This window comes from Mesonia mobilis DSM 19841, assembly GCF_000423405.1.
Taxonomy (GTDB): domain Bacteria; phylum Bacteroidota; class Bacteroidia; order Flavobacteriales; family Flavobacteriaceae; genus Mesonia; species Mesonia mobilis.
Genome location: NZ_AUHX01000013.1, coordinates 21,979 through 37,868, shown reverse-complemented (window position 1 = coordinate 37,868; position 15,890 = coordinate 21,979). Strand labels below are relative to the sequence as shown.

The following is a 15,890-nucleotide window of genomic DNA, read 5'->3' as shown; positions in this document are numbered from 1 at the left end:
CTAACCAAAACTTTAGGATATGAAAATTAATGTTCAGTCAGTAAATTTTAACGCCGATCAAAAATTAATCACTTTTATAGAAAGTAGATTAAATAAGTTAGAAAAACACTTTGGGAAGATCATCAATGCGAATGTGTACCTAAAAGTTCAAAAAACAAGTGAGCCTGAAAATAAAATCACAGAAATTTTATTAAGTGTTCCTGGTGATGAAATTATCGTTAAAAAGATTACTAAGAAATTCGAAGAAGGTGTAGATGAAGGAGTTAGTGCGATGAAGCGATGTTTGAAAAAGAAGAAAGAAAAACTGAAAACTTATGCTTAGAAAAAAAATATAAAAAAAGTGTAAAAAAATTTTGCAGAAAAGATAAACACCTCTATATTTGCAGTCCGTTAGCGATAACGGGCTTTTTTTAAGTAAAAAGTTGAACATAATGCCGATGTAGCTCAGCTGGCTAGAGCAGCTGATTTGTAATCAGCAGGTCGTGGGTTCGAGTCCCTCCATCGGCTCTGTTCTATGAAATTTTGAAAGGTTTTTTTAAAACCATTGGGGAGATACTCAAGCGGCCAACGAGGACAGACTGTAAATCTGTTGTTTTTTAACTTCGCAGGTTCGAATCCTGCTCTCCCCACAACTGAAATTTAGTTTAAAAATAAATTAATTTTTGGAATGCGGGAGTAGCTCAGTTGGTAGAGCGTCAGCCTTCCAAGCTGAATGTCGCCAGTTCGAACCTGGTCTCCCGCTCTATTTCCTTGAGAATATCAAGGCTAAATAGAGCTTAATCTGTTTATGGCAGGTTGGTTTTAGGCCGACGTAGCTCAGGGGTAGAGCGCTTCCTTGGTAAGGAAGAGGTCACGAGTTCAATTCTCGTCGTTGGCTCTAGGTTGAATTGATTTTCAGCTTTCACTTAACAGCGTAGATGTTGTTAAGTTTTTATGTGTATATAAATTGAACACTAATATATAACTAAGATTAAATAAGTATTAATTATGGCAAAGGAAACTTATGATCGTTCCAAACCGCATTTAAATATAGGTACAATTGGACACGTAGATCACGGAAAAACAACTTTAACTGCAGCGATTACTAAAGTATTGGCAGACGCAGGATATTCAGAAGCTTCTGCTTTTGATCAGATTGATAATGCTCCGGAAGAAAAAGAAAGAGGTATTACAATTAACTCTTCTCACGTAGAATATGCAACTGCTAACCGTCACTACGCTCACGTTGACTGTCCTGGTCACGCCGATTACGTAAAGAACATGGTTACTGGTGCGGCTCAAATGGACGGTGCTATCTTAGTTGTTGCGGCAACAGATGGTCCTATGCCACAAACTCGTGAGCACATCTTATTAGGTCGTCAGGTGGGTATTCCAAGAATCGTTGTATTCTTAAATAAGGTTGACTTAGTTGATGATGAAGAATTACTTGAATTAGTAGAGATGGAAGTTAGAGATTTACTTTCTTTTTATGAGTATGATGGTGATAATGGTCCTGTTGTTTCTGGTTCTGCTTTAGGAGCTTTAGAGGGTGAAGATAAGTGGGTTCAGACTGTTTTAGAATTAATGGAAGCAGTTGATAACTGGATCGAGTTACCAGAGCGTGATGTAGATAAGCCTTTCTTAATGCCTATCGAAGATGTATTCTCTATTACAGGTCGTGGTACTGTTGCAACAGGTCGTATTGAAACTGGTGTAGCTAACACTGGAGATCCTGTAGAGATTATCGGTATGGGAGCTGAGAAATTAACTTCTACTATTACTGGTATCGAGATGTTCCGTCAAATCTTGACAAGAGGTGAAGCTGGAGATAATGCTGGTATCTTATTGAGAGGTATTGAGAAAACTCAAATCTCTAGAGGTATGGTAATTACTAAGCCAGGTTCTGTAACTCCTCACGCTAAATTTAAAGCAGAGGTTTATATCTTGAAAAAAGAAGAAGGTGGTCGTCACACTCCATTCCATAATAACTACCGTCCTCAGTTCTACGTAAGAACTACAGATGTTACAGGTACAATTAGCTTACCTGATGGAGTAGAGATGGTTATGCCAGGTGATAACTTAACAATTACTGTTGAGTTAATCCAAACTATCGCAATGAATGTTGGTCTTCGTTTTGCAATCCGTGAAGGAGGTAGAACAGTAGGTGCTGGTCAGGTAACTGAAATTTTAGACTAATTATAGATATTATAAAGTTAAGGTATTTTGATTTTCGAAATACCTTAACTTATATTTACGGGTTTAGCTCAGTTGGTAGAGCACTGGTCTCCAAAACCAGGTGTCGGGAGTTCGAGCCTCTCAACCCGTGCTTTTAGAATTGACTTTCTAAATTTATTTAAACTTTAATTTTTAATTAAAGTTTTTTAATATATAAACAAAATGGCAGGAATCGTAAACTACATATCAGAGTCTTATAATGAATTAAAGAATCATGTGACTTGGCCTTCTTATGCTGAAGCGCAAAGATTAACTGTAATTGTACTTGTATTTTCAGTAATATTTTCTTTACTGATATGGGGTGTAGATACGGTTTTTAGTTCTTTAATTGAGCAGTATTTTAATTGGGTAAAATCTTAAGGCTACTGATTTATGGCAGAGAATAAAGCGAAAAAGTGGTATGTAGTAAGATCGGTAAGTGGTCAAGAGAATAAAATCAAAGACTATATCGAGAAAGAGATTGCTCACCAAGGATTAGAAGATTATATAGAGCAAATTCTTGTTCCTACTGAAAAAGTTATTCAGGTTAGAAATGGGAAGAAAATAAATAAAGAAAGAGTTTATTTTCCTGGGTATATAATGGTTCAGGCAGCTTTAGAAGGTGAGGTTCCTCATATTATTAAAGGGATTAATGGAGTAATCGGCTTTTTAGGTGAAACCAAAGGAGGAGATCCTGTTCCGTTAAGACAATCTGAAGTAAACAGAATGTTAGGTAAGGTAGATGAGTTATCTGTTAAACAAGATAATGTAGTGATTCCTTACACTGTTGGAGAGACTATTAAGGTTATAGATGGTCCTTTTAATGGTTTTAACGGTACTGTTGAAAAAGTAAATGAAGAAAAGCGTAAGCTTGAAGTAATGGTGAAGATTTTTGGAAGAAAAACACCATTAGAGTTAAGTTATATGCAGGTAGAGAAGATTTAAAATTGTTACACTTATATATAGAATTATTGTTATTAATGCTTCCACTTTTTTAATTAATAATTCAAATTAAATTTTTTTAAAAATGGCAAAAGAAGTAAGTAAGGTTGTAAAATTACAAGTGCGCGGAGGTGCGGCTAACCCGTCTCCACCAGTTGGACCTGCTTTAGGTGCTGCCGGGGTTAATATCATGGAATTCTGTAAGCAGTTCAATGGTAGAACTCAAGATAAACAAGGGAAAGTATTACCTGTTGTAATTACAGTTTACAAAGATAAATCTTTCGATTTTGTTATCAAGACTCCTCCAGCAGCTGTTCAGATTATGGAAGCAGCGAAAACTAAAAAAGGTTCGGGAGAACCTAATCGTAAGAAAGTAGCAAGTATTTCTTGGGATCAGGTTAAAGCGATTGCAGAAGATAAAATGCAAGACCTTAATGCATTTACTGTTGAGTCTGCTATGAAGATGGTTGCTGGTACAGCACGTTCTATGGGAATAACAGTAAAAGGTGATGCACCATTTTAATCTAAAAAGAAACTAAGAAATGGCAAAATTAACAAAAAAGCAAAAAGAAGTTCAGGCAAAGCTTGATAGTTCTAAGTTGTATACTGTAGCCGAAGCTTCTGCTTTAGTAAAAGAAATATCTAACGTAAACTTTGATCCTTCAGTAGATTTAGCAGTTCGTTTAAATGTAGATCCACGTAAAGCTAACCAAATGGTTAGGGGGGTGGTAACATTACCTCACGGTACTGGTAAAGATGTGAAAGTTTTAGCTTTAGTAACTCCAGATAAAGAGCAAGAAGCTAAAGATGCAGGTGCAGATTACGTTGGTTTAGATGAATACCTTGAGAAAATCAAAGGTGGCTGGACAGATGTAGATGTTATTGTGACTATGCCTAGCGTAATGGGTAAATTAGGTCCTTTAGGTAGAATTTTAGGTCCTAGAGGTTTAATGCCTAACCCAAAAACAGGTACTGTTACTATGGATGTTGCAAAAGCAGTATCTGATGTGAAAGCTGGTAAAATTGACTTTAAAGTAGATAAAACCGGTATCGTTCACGCAGCAGTTGGAAAAGCATCTTTCGATGCAGAGAAAATTGCAGGTAACGCAAGAGAATTATTAACTACGCTTGTAAAATTAAAACCTCAGGCCGCTAAAGGTGTGTATATTAAAAGTATCCACATGTCTAGCACGATGAGCCCGAGTGTTGAGATTGATACTAAAAGGTTTACTGAGCAATAATTAAATTATTATGACAAGAGAAGAAAAATCACAAGTAATAAAAGATTTAACTGCCCAGTTAGCTGATACTTCAACAATTTATTTAGCAGATATTTCTGGTTTAGATGCAGGTACAACTTCTAACTTAAGAAGAGCTTGTTTTAAAGCTAACGTGAAATTATCGGTAGTTAAGAATACATTGCTAGCAAAAGCGATGGAAGCAGCTGAAAAAGATTTCGGTGATTTACCATCAACTTTAAAAGGCAATACATCAATTATGATTGCAGAAACTGGTAACGCTCCAGCTAAAGTAATCAAAGAATTTAGAAAAAAGAATGAGAAGCCAATTCTTAAAGGAGCTTTTATTGATGAAGCAATTTATGTTGGAGACGAGTATTTAGAAGCTCTTTCTAATATCAAATCTAAAGAAGAGGTTATCGGAGATATCATCGGATTGTTACAATCACCTACGAAGAACGTTATTTCAGCGCTTAAGTCTAGTGGTGGTAAGATCGCAGGTATCTTAAAAACACTTTCTGAAAAAGAAGGTTAATAAATAGTACGCACTTTTTAATAATTATAAATAAAACATTTTAAAACGATAGAAAATGGCAGATTTAAAAGATTTCGCAGAACAGTTAGTAAACTTAACAGTAAAAGAAGTTAACGAATTAGCTGATATTTTAAAAGAAGAATATGGTATTGAGCCTGCTGCTGCTGCAGTTGCTGTAGCTGGTGGTGCTGCTGGTGGTGATGACGCTGCTGAAGAGCAAACTGAGTTTGATGTAATTCTTAAAGCTCCAGGAGGATCTAAATTAGCTGTAGTTAAATTAGTAAAAGAACTTACAGGATTAGGTCTTAAAGATGCTAAAGAATTAGTAGATGGTGCTCCAAAACCAGTAAAAGAAGGAGTAGCTAAAGACGAAGCTGAAGCTTTAAAAGCACAATTAGAAGAAGCAGGAGCTGAGGTTGAGCTTAAGTAAGCTTAACAAGCAATATTATTTAGGTTTAGACCTCAGGAGTTAATCCTGAAGGTCTAAACCATTTTTGCGTATTATACGTTGGTGCATTTTTTGCACATTATTTTATAAAGTTAATTATGTGCTTTCAACTTTAATTTTTAAAGCTGAAAACCTCAAATTCCGTCCATAGATGTTAGAAAAGCAAACTGAAAGATTGAATTTCTCTTCTGTAAAGAACAGACCTGATTATCCGGATTTTCTTGATATCCAGATTAAATCATTTCAGGATTTCTTTCAATTAGAAACCAAATCAGAAGAAAGGGGAAATGAAGGGTTATACAATACCTTCATGGAAAACTTCCCAATTACGGATACCCGTAACCAATTTGTATTAGAGTTTTTAGATTATTTTGTAGATCCTCCTCGTTATTCAATCCAAGAATGTATCGAGCGCGGGTTAACTTATAGTGTGCCATTAAAGGCAAGATTAAAGCTTTATTGTACCGATCCTGAGCACGAAGATTTTGAGACTATCGTTCAAGATGTGTATTTAGGTACAATTCCTTATATGACACCTAGCGGAACTTTCTGTATAAATGGTGCAGAACGTGTTGTAGTTTCTCAGTTACACCGTTCTCCGGGAGTATTCTTTGGTCAATCTTTCCATGCAAATGGAACAAAATTATATTCAGCCCGTGTAATTCCTTTTAAAGGTTCTTGGATTGAATTTGCTACCGATATCAACAGCGTAATGTACGCGTATATCGATAGAAAGAAAAAATTACCAGTAACAACTCTTTTCCGTGCAATCGGTTTTGAAAGAGATAAAGATATTTTAGAGATCTTCGATCTTGCAGAGGAGGTTAAAGTTTCTAAATCTGGACTTAAAAAAGTATTAGGTCGTAAACTTGCGGCACGTGTTCTTAATACTTGGTATGAAGATTTTGTAGATGAAGATACAGGTGAAGTAGTTTCTATAGAAAGAAACGAGATTGTTTTAGATCGTGATACCGAACTAGAAAAAGAACACATTGAGGAAATTTTAGAGACGGGAACTAAAACTATTCTTCTTCATAAAGAAGATAACTCAACCGGCGATTATGCAATTATTCATAATACGCTACAAAAAGATCCTACCAACTCAGAAAAAGAAGCGGTAGAGCACATCTATAGACAATTACGTAACGCAGAGCCGCCAGACGAAGAAACTGCAAGAGGAATTATCGATAAGTTATTCTTCTCAGATCAACGTTATAATTTAGGTGAAGTTGGTCGTTACCGAATGAATAAAAAATTAGGTCTTAATATCGAAATGGATAAGCAAGTACTTACCAAAGAGGATATTATTACCATCATAAAATACTTAATTGAGTTAATTAATTCAAAAGCAGAGATTGATGATATCGATCACCTTTCTAACCGTCGTGTTAGAACTGTAGGAGAACAGTTATCGCAGCAATTTGGTGTTGGTCTTGCTCGTATGGCACGTACAATTCGTGAGCGTATGAACGTTCGTGATAACGAGGTATTTACTCCGATCGATTTGATTAACGCGAAGACACTTTCTTCTGTGATCAACTCGTTCTTTGGTACCAACCAGTTATCTCAGTTTATGGATCAAACCAACCCATTAGCAGAGATCACGCATAAGCGTCGTCTTTCTGCACTTGGGCCAGGTGGTCTTTCTAGAGAAAGAGCAGGTTTCGAGGTTCGTGACGTTCACTATACTCATTATGGTCGTCTTTGTCCTATTGAAACTCCTGAAGGTCCAAACATTGGTTTGATTTCTTCACTTTCAGTTTATGCAAAAGTAAACGGAATGGGATTCATCGAAACTCCTTATCGTAAAGTTGAAAACGGTAAGATCGATATCGAGAACGATCCGGTTTATTTCTCTGCGGAAGAAGAAGAAGGAAAATTAATTGCACAGGCTAACATTCCATTAAAAGATGATGGAGAAATAGATACCGACAAGGTTATTGCACGTATGGAAGGTGACTTCCCGGTAGTAGATCCTAACGAGGTTCACTTTACTGATGTGGCACCAAACCAGATCTCATCTATTTCAGCATCGTTAATTCCATTCTTGGAGCATGATGATGCGAACCGTGCGTTAATGGGATCGAATATGATGCGCCAAGCCGTACCATTGTTAAGAGTAGATTCTCCAATTGTAGGTACAGGACTTGAGCGTCAAGTAGCTTCAGATTCTCGTGTATTAATTAATGCTGAAAGAGCAGGTACCGTAGAATATGTAGATGCTAGACAAGTTACGATTAAGTACGATCGTACAGAAGAAGAGCGTATGGTTAGTTTCGATTCAGATTCTAAAACTTACGATCTTATTAAATTTAGAAAAACCAACCAAGGTACTTCAGTAAACTTGAAGCCTATTGTAAGAGTAGGAGATAGAGTTGAAAAAGGTCAAGTACTTTGTCAAGGTTACGCAACAGAAGAAGGTGAGTTAGCTTTAGGTAGAAATATGAAAGTTGCCTTTATGCCTTGGAAAGGGTATAACTTCGAGGATGCGATCGTAATTTCAGAAAAAGTTGTAAGAGAAGATATCTTTACTTCTATTCATATCGATGAGTATTCTTTAGAAGTTAGAGATACTAAATTAGGTAACGAAGAATTAACTAACGATATTCCTAACGTTTCAGAAGATGCTACAAGAGATCTTGATGAGCACGGTATGATTCGTATTGGAGCAGAAGTTAAACCTGGTGATATTTTAATTGGTAAGATTACTCCAAAAGGAGAATCAGATCCTACACCAGAAGAAAAATTACTTCGTGCAATATTTGGAGACAAAGCCGGTGATGTGAAAGATGCTTCTTTAAAAGCTTCTCCATCATTAAACGGAGTTGTGATCAACAAAAAACTTTTTGCTAGAGCTATTAAAGATAAGCGCAAGCGTGCTCAAGACAAAGAAGATATTGCAAGATTAGAAGATAAATACAGAGTAAAGTTCGAAGGGCTTCGTAATGAGTTAATCGACAAACTTTTTGCTATTGTTGGAGGTAAAACTGCACAAGGCGTGAAGAACGATTTAGGGGAAGACGTTTTACCAAAAGGTAAGAAGTACACCTTAAAAATGTTAAACTCTGTAGACGATTATACACATTTAACTCAAGGTACTTGGACTACCGACGATCATTTAAATGAATTAGTTGCCGATTTAATTCACAACTACAAAATCAAAGAAAATGATCTTCAAGGTAACCTAAGAAGAGAGAAGTTTACTATCTCTGTAGGAGATGAGCTTCCTTCAGGTATTTTAAAACTTGCAAAAGTTTACATTGCTAAAAAACGTAAACTTAAAGTAGGTGATAAGATGGCAGGTCGTCACGGTAACAAAGGTATTGTGGCAAGAATCGTTCGTCAAGAAGATATGCCGTTCTTAGAAGACGGAACACCGGTAGATATCGTATTAAATCCACTTGGGGTACCATCTCGTATGAACATTGGTCAGATTTATGAAACTGTACTTGGCTGGGCAGGTCAAAAATTAGGTCAGAAGTATGCAACACCAATTTTCGATGGTGCGACTTTAGATCAAATTAACGACTTAACCGATAAAGCAGGAATCCCAAGATTTGGTCATACTTATCTTTACGATGGAGGAACAGGAGATCGCTTCGATCAGCCGGCAACAGTAGGTGTGATCTATATGTTGAAATTAGGACATATGATTGAAGATAAGATGCACGCACGTTCTATTGGTCCTTACTCATTAATTACACAACAGCCATTAGGTGGTAAAGCACAATTTGGTGGTCAGCGTTTTGGTGAGATGGAGGTTTGGGCACTTGAAGCTTATGGAGCATCGAGTACCTTACGTGAAATCTTAACCGTTAAGTCTGATGATGTAATTGGTAGAGCTAAAACTTACGAAGCGATCGTAAAAGGTGAGCCAATGCCAGAACCGGGATTACCAGAATCTTTTAACGTATTAATGCACGAATTAAAAGGTTTAGGTTTAGATATAAAATTAGAAGAGTAATAGCGTTGCCTTCAGTTTTAGGCTGAAGGCAATAGTTATCATTTCAATAGTAGAAATAATTCTTTAGCACCATATATTATGGCAAGAAATAATGATAAGAATACACAAAAGAGATTCAATCAAATCTCTATAGGTTTAGCATCTCCCGAGTCGATCTTGGCTGAATCGAGAGGAGAAGTTTTAAAACCTGAAACAATTAACTACCGTACGCACAAACCAGAGCGTGACGGTTTGTTCTGTGAGCGTATTTTTGGTCCTGTAAAAGACTATGAGTGTGCTTGTGGAAAATATAAAAGAATTAGATATAAAGGTATTGTTTGTGACCGTTGTGGAGTAGAAGTAACCGAGAAGAAAGTTCGTAGAGACAGAGTTGGTCACATTAATTTAGTAGTACCTGTTGCGCATATTTGGTATTTCCGTTCGTTACCTAACAAGATCGGATACCTTTTAGGAATTCCTTCTAAGAAACTCGATATGATCATTTACTACGAACGTTACGTAGTAATTCAAGCGGGTATAGCTAAAGATGAAGAAGGAGAGCCATTAAAGAAAATGGATTTCTTAACCGAAGAAGAATACTTAAATGTATTAGATAGTCTTCCGCAAGAAAATCTTTATTTAGAAGATTCAGACCCTAACAAGTTTATCGCTAAAATGGGAGCTGAATGTTTAATTGAAATTTTACAGCGTCTTGATTTAGATGAATTATCTTATGAGTTAAGACACAAAGCAAATAACGAAACTTCTAAACAACGTAAAACAGAAGCCTTAAAGCGTTTACAAGTTGTTGAAGCTTTTCGTGATGCTAACAAAAACAGAGAGAACAGACCAGAATGGATGATTATGAAGGCTGTTCCTGTAATTCCACCAGAATTACGTCCGTTAGTACCACTAGATGGAGGTCGTTTTGCAACTTCAGATTTAAATGATCTTTATAGAAGAGTTATTATTAGAAATAACCGTCTAAAAAGATTAATGGAGATTAAAGCTCCTGAAGTAATTTTACGTAACGAAAAACGTATGCTTCAAGAGTCGGTAGATTCATTATTTGATAATACCCGTAAATCTTCAGCAGTAAAAACAGACTCAAACCGTCCTTTAAAATCGCTTTCAGATTCATTAAAAGGTAAGCAAGGTCGTTTCCGTCAAAACTTATTAGGTAAGCGTGTAGATTATTCAGCTCGTTCGGTAATTGTTGTAGGACCGGAGATGAAGTTATACGAGTGTGGTTTACCTAAAAATATGGCAGCTGAACTTTACAAGCCTTTCGTAATTAGAAAATTAATTGAAAGAGGTATTGTAAAGACTGTAAAATCTGCAAAGAAAATTATAGACAAAAAAGAGCCAGTAGTTTGGGATATCTTAGAAAATGTTCTTAAAGGACATCCGGTATTACTAAACCGTGCTCCTACGCTTCACCGTTTAGGTATTCAGGCATTTCAACCAAAATTAATTGAAGGTAAAGCTATCCAATTACACCCATTGGTTTGTACGGCATTTAACGCCGATTTCGATGGTGACCAGATGGCGGTTCACTTACCGTTAGGGCCAGAAGCTATTTTAGAAGCACAATTATTAATGTTGGCTTCTCATAATATCTTAAACCCTGCAAACGGTTCACCGGTAACGGTTCCTTCTCAAGATATGGTTCTTGGTCTTTATTATATGACTAAAGAGCGTAAATCTACACCAGAGAAAATTGTTAAAGGTGAAGGTTTAACTTTCTACTCTTTTGAAGAAGTAAATATTGCTTACAACGAGAAGAAGGTTGACTTAAATGCTTCAATTAAAGTAAGAGCAAAAGATTTTAATGAAAATGGTGAATTAGTTTACCAAATCATTGAAACTACTGTAGGTCGTGTACTTTTCAACGAAGAAGTGCCGGAACAAGCAGGATATATTAACGAAGTACTTACCAAGAAATCTTTAAGAGATATTATTGGTAATATTTTAAAAGTAACAAGCGTTCCAGAAACCGGAGAATTCTTAGATAAAATTAAGGGTCTTGGTTATGGTTTTGCATTTAGAGGTGGTCTTTCATTCTCATTAGGAGATATTATTATTCCGCAAGAAAAACACGGAATGATCGATGAGGCTAACGAGCAAGTTGAAGGTATTATGGCTAACTATAATATGGGGCTTATTACCAACAACGAGCGTTATAACCAGGTAATTGATATCTGGACAGCTACTAATGCTAATTTAACTGAATTAGCGATGAAGCGAATTAGAGAAGACCAGCAAGGATTTAACTCGGTATTTATGATGTTAGATTCTGGAGCTCGTGGTTCTAAAGAGCAGATTCGTCAGTTAACCGGTATGCGTGGTCTGATGGCGAAACCTAAGAAATCGAACTCAGGAGGAGGAGAGATTATTGAAAACCCAATTCTTTCTAACTTTAAAGAAGGTCTTTCAATTCTTGAATACTTTATCTCTACTCACGGTGCGCGTAAAGGTCTTGCCGATACCGCATTAAAAACAGCAGATGCAGGTTACTTAACACGTCGTTTAGTAGATGTTTCTCAAGATGTAATTGTAGGTGAAGAAGATTGTGGTACGTTAAGAGGTATCGATATGAAAGCGCTTAAGAAAAACGAAGAGATTGTAGAATCTCTTGGAGAGCGTATTTTAGGTCGTACTGCACTTAATGATATTATCGATCCTATCACTCAAGAAGTAATTGCAAGATCTGGAGATGAAATTACTGATGCTATTGTAGCAAAAGTAGAAGCTTCAGCGTTAGATTCTGTAGAAGTAAGATCTGCATTAACTTGTGAGGCGAAAAAAGGAATTTGTGTGAAATGTTACGGTCGTAACCTAGCTACCGGTAAAACGGTTCAGAAAGGGGAAGCTGTTGGTGTAGTTGCTGCTCAGTCTATTGGTGAGCCGGGAACACAGTTAACCTTACGTACCTTCCACGTGGGTGGTATTGCAGGAAACATTTCAGAAGAAAATAAATTAATAACAAAGTTCAACGGTATTGCAGAGATCGAAGACCTTAAAACGGTTCAAGGTGAAGCGCCAGACGGTAGCGAAGCTGAGATTGTAATATCTAGAACATCAGAACTTAAAGTTGTAGATCCAAATACAGGAATTACCTTAAGTAATAATGTAATCCCTTATGGTTCTCAATTATTCATCAAACCTGGTGATAAGATCGAAAAAGGAACAACTGTTTGCCAGTGGGATCCTTATAACGGTGTGATTATTTCAGAGTTTGCTGGTAAAATCAAGTTCGAAAATATTGAGCAAGGGGTTACTTATCAAGTTGAAACCGATGAACAAACCGGTTTCCAAGAGAAAGTAATTTCTGAATCTAGAAACAAGAAAAAGATTCCTACATTATTAATTTTAGGTAAGAAAGACGAAGTAATTCGTTCGTATAACTTACCAGTAGGAGCTCACTTAATGGTAGATGACGAAGAGAAGATTAAAGTTGGTAAAATTTTAGTGAAAATTCCTCGTAAATCTGCAAAAGCAGGTGATATTACCGGAGGTTTACCTCGTGTAACCGAATTATTCGAAGCACGTAATCCTTCTAACCCGGCTGTAGTAAGTGAGATCGATGGTGTAGTTTCTTTTGGTAAGATTAAACGTGGTAACCGTGAGATTATCGTTGAATCTAAATTAGGTGAAGTTAAAAAGTACTTAGTAAAACTTTCTAACCAGATCTTAGTGCAAGAGAACGATTACGTTAGAGCGGGAATGCCATTATCAGACGGATCGATCACTCCAGAAGATATCTTGAATATTAAAGGGCCAAGCGCTGTACAACAGTATTTGGTAAACGAAGTTCAAGAAGTTTATCGTCTTCAAGGGGTGAAAATTAACGATAAGCACTTTGAGGTAGTTGTACGTCAAATGATGCGTAAAGTTAAAATTCAAGATCCGGGAGATACCATTTTCTTAGAAAATCAGCTTGTTCATAAAGATGATTTCATCGAAGAAAATGACGATATCTTTGGTAAGAAAGTAATTGAAGACGCGGGAGACAGTGTTAACTTAAAACCTGGTCAAATTGTAACGCCTCGTGAGTTAAGAGATGAAAACTCTATTTTACGTAGAGAAGATAAAAATCTTGCGACTGCTAGAGACGTTCAACCGGCGACGGCAACACCAATCTTACAAGGTATTACCAGAGCATCGCTTCAAACGAAGTCGTTTATTTCTGCTGCATCATTCCAGGAAACAACAAAAGTACTGAATGAAGCTGCGGTAAGCGGTAAAGTAGATACTTTAGAAGGTCTTAAAGAGAATGTAATTGTAGGTCATAAAATACCTGCAGGAACAGGACTTAGAGAGTACGATAATATTATCGTAGGTTCTAAAGAAGAGTTTGATGAGATGATGGAAGAGAAACAAGAAGTTAATTATAACTAATCGTAAAAGCCCGATTCAGCAGAGTCGGGCTTTTCTTTTATATACACAAGATTATGAGTGAAGAAAAAGATAAAAAGGCTAACCAAAAACAATTAAATATTGAGTTAGATGAAGCTACCGCACAAGGGACTTACAGTAACTTAGCGATCATTAATCATTCTGCTTCAGAATTTGTGGTAGACTTTGTAAATATTATGCCGGGTGCACCAAAAAGTAAGGTGAAATCTAGAATTATCCTAACTCCACAACACGCTAAACGCCTTTTAAAAGCTTTAGGAGATAATATCAACCGTTTTGAGCAAGCTCACGGCGAAATTAAAGATTACGATAAGCCACCAATTCCATTAAATTTTGGACCTACAGGTCAGGCTTAATTAATTCAACAGTTATAATAAAAAATCCCTGAAGAGTATTCAGGGATTTTTTTATGCTTTAAACTGAATTTATTTTAAAATTCTGAAGTGAAATGAAATTTGATTGAAGGATATTTTTGTTGAGTCATTTGCAAGCTAAACATCGAATCTGCTAAAAATACAAGCTGCCCACGTTTATCTTTTGCTAAGAATTTGTTCTTTACACGTTTAAATTCTTTAAACTCTTCACTTTTTTCATTTTCAGGTTCTACCCAACAAGCTTTATGCACATTTAAAGGTTCGTAAGTACATTTCGCTCCGTATTCGTGCTCTAATCGATATTGAATTACTTCATATTGAAGTGCACCAACGGTACCGATAACTTTTCTATTATTCAATTCTAAACGGAATAACTGCGCAACTCCTTCATCCATTAATTGATCGATCCCTTTTTCTAATTGCTTAGATTTCATCGGGTCTGCATTGTTAATGTATCTAAAATGTTCTGGAGAGAAACTTGGTATTCCTTTATATTGCAGCTCTTCACCTTCCGTAAGTGTATCACCAATTTTAAAATTTCCGGTATCGTGTAGTCCAACAATATCTCCAGGATAAGAAACATCAACGATTTCTTTCTTTTCAGCAAAAAAAGCATTCGGACTGCTAAATCTTAATTTTTTATTGTGTCGTACGTGTAAATAGGGTACATTACGTTCAAATTTACCTGAAACAATCTTAATGAAAGCTAAACGGTCGCGGTGTTTAGGATCCATATTGGCGTGAATCTTAAATACAAAACCAGTAAAACCTTTCTCTTTAGGGTCTACAACTCTAGTGTCACTTTCTTTAGGTCGTGGTGAAGGAGCAATATCTACGAAGCAATCGAGTAATTCACGAACTCCAAAATTATTTAAAGCAGAGCCAAAAAATACAGGTTGTAAATCTCCGTCTTTATAGGCATCCTGATCAAATTCTGGATAAACACCTTGCGCTAATTCTAATTCTTCGCGTAAAGTATTTGCTGCATTATTGCCTATTAAATTGTCTAATTCTGAATCGTTTAAATCTGAAATTTCAACGGTTTCTTCGATATCTTTTCTAGGGTCGCCGGTAAATAAATTAACGTTCTTTTCCCAAATGTTATAAATCCCCTTAAAGTCATATCCCATTCCGATAGGAAAACTAAGTGGGCAAACGGTAAGGTTTAATTTTTGTTCGATTTCATCTAAAAGATCAAATGCGTCTTTACCTTCACGATCCATTTTATTAATAAAAACAATCATCGGGATTTTACGCATTCTACAAACTTCAACAAGTTTTTCTGTTTGTTCCTCGACACCTTTTGCAACATCGATAACCACAATCACACTATCTACAGCAGTAAGAGTTCTAAACGTGTCTTCAGCAAAATCTTTGTGACCTGGTGTATCTAGAATATTAATTTTAATATCTCGGTATTCGAATGCGAGAACAGAGGTAGCTACAGAAATACCTCTTTGACGCTCAATTTCCATAAAATCACTCGTAGCACCTTTCTTAATTTTGTTAGATTTCACCGCACCGGCTTCTTGAATCGCTCCTCCAAAAAGTAGGAGTTTTTCTGTTAAAGTTGTTTTACCGGCATCGGGGTGAGAAACGATACCAAACGTTCTTCTTCTATTTATTTCTTCTATAAAACTCATGGCTGCAAAGATATTCTTTTCTAAAGCCTTAACAAGAATATAGAATTAAAAATTAATTCGATTAAAGGTATTATTATTAGATAAAATGTATATGTTTGTGAAATATGCTGTTAATAATTTTCTTATTTGTCTAAAAAAAAATTAATGAGTTAGAA

General features: G+C 36.1%; 12 protein-coding genes and 5 tRNA genes. 16 read left to right on the top strand and 1 reads right to left on the bottom strand.

All coding sequences use genetic code 11. From position 1 onward, the window contains the following. The first annotated feature begins 19 nt into the window (after positions 1-19). The 16 genes from hpf to G551_RS0110265 all read left to right on the top strand — a co-directional run bounded on the left by hpf (position 20) and on the right by G551_RS0110265 (position 14,074). A complete protein-coding gene (gene hpf / locus G551_RS0110340; protein WP_027885512.1) occupies positions 20-322 on the top strand; it encodes a ribosome hibernation-promoting factor, HPF/YfiA family in 303 nt (100 codons plus the stop codon). A gap of 111 nt (positions 323-433) precedes the next feature. Further along, a tRNA-Thr gene (locus G551_RS0110335) sits at positions 434-507 on the top strand. A 39-nt stretch (positions 508-546) separates the two neighbouring features. Then, a tRNA-Tyr gene (locus G551_RS0110330) sits at positions 547-629 on the top strand. Between the two features lie 40 nt (positions 630-669). After that, a tRNA-Gly gene (locus G551_RS0110325) sits at positions 670-742 on the top strand. A gap of 63 nt (positions 743-805) precedes the next feature. Next, positions 806-877: transfer RNA gene (locus G551_RS0110320), tRNA-Thr, on the top strand. A gap of 110 nt (positions 878-987) precedes the next feature. After that, positions 988-2,175 (top strand): elongation factor Tu, encoded by a 1,188-nt coding sequence (tuf, locus tag G551_RS0110315; protein ID WP_027885511.1) that lies wholly within the window; start codon positions 988-990, stop codon positions 2,173-2,175. A gap of 57 nt (positions 2,176-2,232) precedes the next feature. Next, a tRNA-Trp gene (locus tag G551_RS0110310) sits at positions 2,233-2,305 on the top strand. Positions 2,306-2,376: 71 nt separating this feature from the next. Continuing rightward, positions 2,377-2,574 (top strand): preprotein translocase subunit SecE, encoded by a 198-nt coding sequence (gene secE, locus G551_RS0110305; protein ID WP_027885510.1) that lies wholly within the window; start codon positions 2,377-2,379, stop codon positions 2,572-2,574. A 12-nt stretch (positions 2,575-2,586) separates the two neighbouring features. Further along, the gene (gene nusG, locus G551_RS0110300) at positions 2,587-3,138 is read left to right on the top strand and encodes a transcription termination/antitermination protein NusG (protein WP_027885509.1); all 552 of its coding nucleotides are present in this window, start codon (positions 2,587-2,589) and stop codon (positions 3,136-3,138) included. 82 nt (positions 3,139-3,220) lie between these two features. Continuing rightward, positions 3,221-3,658: a 50S ribosomal protein L11 gene (gene rplK / locus G551_RS0110295; protein WP_027885508.1), complete on the top strand. Its 438-nt coding sequence runs from the start codon at positions 3,221-3,223 to the stop codon at positions 3,656-3,658. Between the two features lie 19 nt (positions 3,659-3,677). Then, positions 3,678-4,376, top strand: coding sequence for a 50S ribosomal protein L1 (gene rplA / locus G551_RS0110290; protein WP_027885507.1), 699 nt, complete (start codon positions 3,678-3,680; stop codon positions 4,374-4,376). 10 nt (positions 4,377-4,386) lie between these two features. Next, positions 4,387-4,908 (top strand): 50S ribosomal protein L10, encoded by a 522-nt coding sequence (gene rplJ, locus G551_RS0110285; RefSeq protein ID WP_027885506.1) that lies wholly within the window; start codon positions 4,387-4,389, stop codon positions 4,906-4,908. Between the two features lie 55 nt (positions 4,909-4,963). Further along, a complete protein-coding gene (gene rplL / locus G551_RS0110280) occupies positions 4,964-5,338 on the top strand; it encodes a 50S ribosomal protein L7/L12 (protein ID WP_027885505.1) in 375 nt (124 codons plus the stop codon). A 169-nt stretch (positions 5,339-5,507) separates the two neighbouring features. Next, positions 5,508-9,320 carry a DNA-directed RNA polymerase subunit beta gene (gene rpoB / locus G551_RS0110275; RefSeq protein ID WP_027885504.1) on the top strand — a complete coding sequence of 1,271 codons (3,813 nt, stop codon included), beginning with the start codon at positions 5,508-5,510 and terminating at the stop codon, positions 9,318-9,320. A 78-nt stretch (positions 9,321-9,398) separates the two neighbouring features. After that, complete coding sequence (rpoC, locus tag G551_RS0110270) at positions 9,399-13,700, top strand: DNA-directed RNA polymerase subunit beta' (RefSeq protein ID WP_027885503.1); 4,302 nt, start codon at positions 9,399-9,401, stop codon at positions 13,698-13,700. A gap of 53 nt (positions 13,701-13,753) precedes the next feature. After that, entirely contained in the window at positions 13,754-14,074 is a 321-nt protein-coding gene (locus tag G551_RS0110265; RefSeq protein WP_027885502.1) for a DUF3467 domain-containing protein, read from the top strand. Positions 14,075-14,148: 74 nt separating this feature from the next. Here the strand turns inward: G551_RS0110265 and G551_RS0110260 are convergent, their stop codons facing one another. After that, positions 14,149-15,735 (bottom strand): peptide chain release factor 3, encoded by a 1,587-nt coding sequence (locus G551_RS0110260; RefSeq protein WP_027885501.1) that lies wholly within the window; start codon positions 15,733-15,735, stop codon positions 14,149-14,151. Positions 15,736-15,890 lie beyond the last annotated feature (155 nt).